We start from the raw sequence: 3,798 nt of genomic DNA, 5'->3' as shown, positions 1-3,798 counted from the left end.
GTGAAAAATGGACAAAGCACTACCTGTGACAAGCTCCATGATAAAATTCCTTTCCATATGATCCAAAAGAGTTGGGGGAAGGGGAAGACTCCATGAGCCTGCTCGATTCGGATCACCTGTGGATCTATCGCTGGAGCGGATCCCTGAACCCGCTGGCTCGTTATGAGATCCGGGATGCGGGGGATGCAATCCTCGGTCATGCTGTGGAGGAACGACCCTCCGTCTGGATGCTGGCATTGAAGGTGACCCGAATGCGCCCCATGACTCCCCTGGTGCTCCTGTTGAGAGATGCCTCCGGCTTCCCAGTGTTCTCGCTGGTCCGCTCCTGGGACTGGTGGGGGACGAAACCGGTAGAGATTCAGAACGCGGCAGGGATCCCGCTCCTGCGATTCCGCAGCCATGGATTTCTGGGCCATGAGGTTGCCATCGAGGATCCATTCCTCGGGCCGATCGGGAAGATCCGTCCCCTCCAGGTGATCACCTTGGGCGATCGTCGATACGAGGCGCAGGATCCAGATGGACACCCGGTAGCTTCCTTTCGTTGGATCCAGGAGAGTATATGGTGGCCTTCGCGCCGGTGCGAGGTTCGTGTGGAGAGGGGGGCCTGGAGGGAACGGTGGCCCTTCGCTCCGCTGGCGGCTGCCCTGATGGTAGCGCTCCGCGTGGAAGCGCGATAGTCCGGATCACGTGAGGTGGCTTTCATGCTCGAAAGCGCCGTCCTTATACCAGACTCTGGGCGAACAGGCCCCGGGATTTCCCGTTCGGGCCTTCGGCTCATGGCGGGTGAGCCTTCCCTGGACAGATACCCGGTTTTAGAGGGCAGCCCGGCTTGCCCCAGATGGGGACTTCTGGTGTTCTCGGCAGGCAGTGGCTGCTGTTTTATCCATCCCCGATTTGGGCAGGCGTTACGCAGTCGGGAGCCTGCCGGATGAAGGGGGATAGCCCGGTCTTCTTCTCTCACCGCCCTTCGGGCTATGGGGAGAGGGAGAAAAAATCTCGGCTCCTATTCAGAACGCGTGCCAGGGGCTGGGCTTGGCTACAGGCCGGACAAAGCGTTGCGCCGCTGCGAGTTGACATGTTTTTTGTTCTGGATAAAATTAGGAAAAATCCGAACCTGGATGGCGATGGGCGGCGATATGGTTTCTAAGCGGATGTCTCAGAACATCTCCCTGGTGATGATGACGACTACCGGGATGATGACTACCGGTTGGAGGAACGGCCGGGGGGATGTTCGGCGTATGGTCTAATTCGGGTCGCCCACGTTCACACTCTACGCAAGGAAACGACCCCCCGGCCGGAAGCGGTCGGGGGGTCGCTTTTTATCCTGGGATCGCGGAGGGAACGATGCGGGTGATGAAATTCGGAGGGACCTCGGTAGGGGATGCCGCCCGGTTTCAGCGGGTGGCAGATCTGATCGCGCTGCATCGTGCTTCGGACCCTCAGCTGGCGGTGGTGGTCTCCGCCATGGCGGGCGTGACGGACGCGCTCATCCGGATGAGCCATCTGGCCGCTCGGGGAGAGCCCGATTGGATCCCGGCGCTGGCCGCCCTTCGGAATCGACATCAGGATACCGTTCAGGCGCTGTCGCTGCCGGGAGAGGAAGCCCGAGCCCTGGAGGTGGATCTCCAGGAGGGATTCGAGCGGGTGGAAACCGTTCTCCAGGCAGTAGCCGCCTTGAGGGAGCTGTCCCCCTCTACGGCGGATCTGGTGGCTGGAATGGGCGAGCGCTGGAGCGCCCGCATCCTGGCCGCGGTGCTGCGGGCCCGGGGCATCCCGGCCCGCGCCGTCGATGCGGATGCGTTCTTGGTCACCGATGATCGCTTTGGGGAAGCTTCCCCGGATCTGGAGCAGACCCGGGTGCGCGCTCGGGCACACCTGTTGCCCCTTTTGGAGCAGGGAGTCCTCCCGGTGGTGACGGGATTCATTGGCGCTACCCCTGAAGGCCGGCCGACCACCCTGGGACGCGGCGGCTCCGACTTCTCTGCCACCATCCTGGGCTATGCGCTGGATGCGGAGGAGGTATGGATCTGGACGGATGTGGACGGCGTGATGAGCGCGGATCCGAAGATCGTGCCCGGCGCCCACACCATCCCGGAGCTCTCTTACATCGAGGCGGCCGAGATGGCATACTTCGGTGCGAAGGTCCTCCACCCGCGCACATTGCTTCCGTGCATCGATCGACGGATTCCAGTGCGTATCCTCAACACCATGAACCCCCAACATCCGGGCACCTGGATTGTCCCCGAGCCTCGGGGCAATGGCCAGGTGAAGGCGGTGACCCTGATCAAGAACTTGAGCCTGATCACCGTGGAGGGTCGGGGGATGTTAGGGGTGCCTGGGGTGGCAGCGCGGACCTTCGCGGCCGTCGCCGAATTAGGGGTCAGCATCCTGATGATCTCCCAGTCCTCTTCCGAACAAAACATCTGCTTCGTCATTCCTTCCCCGGCGGCTGCCCAGGTCGTTCGAGCGTTGCGGAAAGCATTTGAGCGGGAGATGGCCCGACGGGATATTGAAGACATCTGGGCGATGGATCGGGTGGCCGTTATTGCCGTCGTGGGGGCGGGGCTGCGGGCGACGCCCGGGATCGCTGCCCGGGTCTTCAATGCCCTGGGGAATGGCCGCATCAATATCCTCTCCATTGCCCAGGGTTCCTCCGAATATAACCTCTCCCTGGTCGTAGCGGAAAGCGAGGCGGAGGAGGCCGTTCGACGAATCCACGCGGCGTTCTATGAACAGCCTGCCGCGTGATTCTATAGACTGCGCGCAACTTCTAAGAGTCTATCCGACGAACGAGTCGCTCTTGGGTTTGCGAGGGGAGGAATAGAGAGGGCTGAACTCCCTTTTTCTCCTCCCCGTCACCCTTCAGGCGGGGAGGAGAAAAAAGATCATGCCTGTGCGGTGCCAGGTGCCTTTCGCTCGTCGGTGCCCTCAGCCCGCCACCCACCGGGCGAGAAGGGCGATCAGGAAGCCGAGGCTTCCAAACTCCACGGCCACCCGGGGGGAAAGAACCCGCCCCTGGAGATGCCAGAGGCTCATCTCCACCAGCTCATAAAGCAGGATCATCCACCACAGCCCCAGGGTGACCGCGGAGAGGGTCCAGTAGCGGAAAGCAGCTGCAACCGTGGCCATGCTCCATCCGATCAGGGCCACATACAGCCATCGCCGACGCTCTGGGATCTCGGCTTCAACCAGCCGGGCCAGCGCAAGGCCAGCGGCCAGGATCCCGCTGATCAGCATCAATACCAGCGTCCGGAGCCCGCTCTGAAAGATCCATACGATGGCTGCTAGGGTGACCAGATAGATCAGGGCCTGGGTCAAGAGAGGGGTCATCAGCCTCGAAACCCCAGTGGTCTCTAAGCGATAGCGCTCGCCCAGCATCGCCAGCGTCAGCGCTGCCCCGCCGAGCCCCAGACCGATCAGCCAGAGGGGGCTGAGCGGAAGTTGCAACGTGAACGTCAGTCCCCCCACAGCCACCCATATTGAAGGGATCAGGCGACCGATCTGACGCCAGGGCGCTTCCTCCCGGAAACGGGGATGGAACTGGAGCAAGGATTCCGTTCCAGTGGCCGCCAGGGCCGCGCTGAAGATCCCGATCCAGAAAGCGGGCGTGAAACGAAGCCCCAGTGGGGATCCCAGGATCTGAAAAGCAACCTCTGGGCCTTCGGATGGGACGAGCCGGGCGATCACCCATCCGAGAAGGATGAGACTCACGGTGATCGGGATCGGAAGCCATGAATGTTCGCGGGTCTCCATCGCCCTAAGCTTTATCTGGTCTTTGAATTGAATTTGATGGAGGTT

Annotated in this window: 3 protein-coding genes; 2 read left to right on the top strand and 1 reads right to left on the bottom strand. The window is 61.8% G+C overall.

Translation table 11 applies throughout. The annotated features are described in order from the left end of the window. Positions 1 to 92 precede the first annotated feature (92 nt). The gene (locus tag NZM16_RS08210) at positions 93 to 677 is read left to right on the top strand and encodes a hypothetical protein (RefSeq protein ID WP_295479847.1); all 585 of its coding nucleotides are present in this window, start codon (positions 93 to 95) and stop codon (positions 675 to 677) included. A 667-nt stretch (positions 678 to 1,344) separates the two neighbouring features. Further along, a complete protein-coding gene (locus NZM16_RS08205; RefSeq protein ID WP_295449564.1) occupies positions 1,345 to 2,748 on the top strand; it encodes an aspartate kinase in 1,404 nt (467 codons plus the stop codon). Positions 2,749 to 2,928: 180 nt separating this feature from the next. Here NZM16_RS08205 and NZM16_RS08200 read toward each other — a convergent pair. Next, positions 2,929 to 3,798 (bottom strand): hypothetical protein (locus NZM16_RS08200; RefSeq protein ID WP_295479845.1); only part of this gene is annotated, 870 nt, incomplete at its 5' end.

The organism is Thermoflexus sp., assembly GCF_025055495.1.
In the GTDB taxonomy this organism is placed as follows: Bacteria; Chloroflexota; Anaerolineae; order Thermoflexales; family Thermoflexaceae; genus Thermoflexus.
This window is presented reverse-complemented; position numbering and strand designations above follow the sequence as displayed.

Coding starts and splice junctions, on each gene's coding strand:
- NZM16_RS08210 (WP_295479847.1), top strand. CDS start 93: ATGAGCCTGCTCGATTCGGATCACCTGTGGATCTATCGCTGGAGCGGA.
- NZM16_RS08205 (WP_295449564.1), top strand. CDS start 1,345: ATGCGGGTGATGAAATTCGGAGGGACCTCGGTAGGGGATGCCGCCCGG.